The sequence below is a fragment of the Mitsuaria sp. RG genome (assembly GCF_028369275.1).
In the GTDB taxonomy this organism is placed as follows: Bacteria; Pseudomonadota; Gammaproteobacteria; order Pseudomonadales; family Pseudomonadaceae; genus Aquipseudomonas; species Aquipseudomonas peradeniyensis.
This window is the reverse complement of record NZ_JAQMYQ010000113.1, coordinates 1-758: the sequence shown is the minus strand read 5'-3', so window position 1 is coordinate 758 and position 758 is coordinate 1. Positions and strand designations below refer to the sequence as shown.

Genomic DNA, 758 nt, shown 5'->3' with positions numbered 1-758 from the left:
GCGAACAACGGCGAGTTCGCCCGGCAGTTCGAAGCGCGTTACCTGCCACACGTCGACCTCAAGGCCATGCACGACCAGCTTGCCTGGTTCGAATCCCACGGCCTCGAAGCGCAGCGCCTGGCCGACGTGCGGGCCGACGACCATCTCGCCTGGCTGCAATCTGAGCAACTGCTCGCGGCCCTGGCCTACTACGACGAGAACGACCTGCGCAGCGGCCTGTGCTTCGCTCACCAGACCGGGCTCAGCGTGGTCGGCATGGAGGGCGTGTCAGCCGGGGCGCGGCTGCTCGCCCAGTGGTGGCACGCCGACACGCTGACGCCCGACAACCTGGCCCTGCGTTCCTTCGTCTTCAACCAGCGCGCCATTGCCGAGGTGCTGGAGCAGACGCGCCAGGCACTGCAAGCACTGCCGCCGGAATACGATCACTGGCAGCAAGTGGACACTTCACTGAAGTACGCCAAGGAACTCGCCTCGCAGTTCAGCCGGGTGGACGGCCACCTCGACCAGCTGGCCCAGCACAGCGCCCTCAACACCGCCGGCGCCTTGGCCTGGCTGGGTCAACTGGGGCGCCAGAGCCTGCAGGCCGGCGCCCCCGGCAACATGGATCGCCTGCTGTACCGGCGACTGGGCACCTACCTCATCGCCTCGCTGGGCGAGCAAGCCATCAACCTGCGCCTGAGCGAACACGCACTCGAGGGTGACACCCCCTCGCGAGGACGGGTGGCGGCCCCCATGGTCCGACGCCTTGATCGCGCCTA

The 758-nt window shown here is 68.1% G+C and carries 1 protein-coding gene; it reads left to right on the top strand.

Features of this window, described 5'->3' with window-relative positions; all coding sequences use genetic code 11:
• On the top strand, window positions 1–758 hold a 758-nt coding region (locus POF53_RS25910; RefSeq protein ID WP_498970055.1), incomplete at both ends, for a hypothetical protein.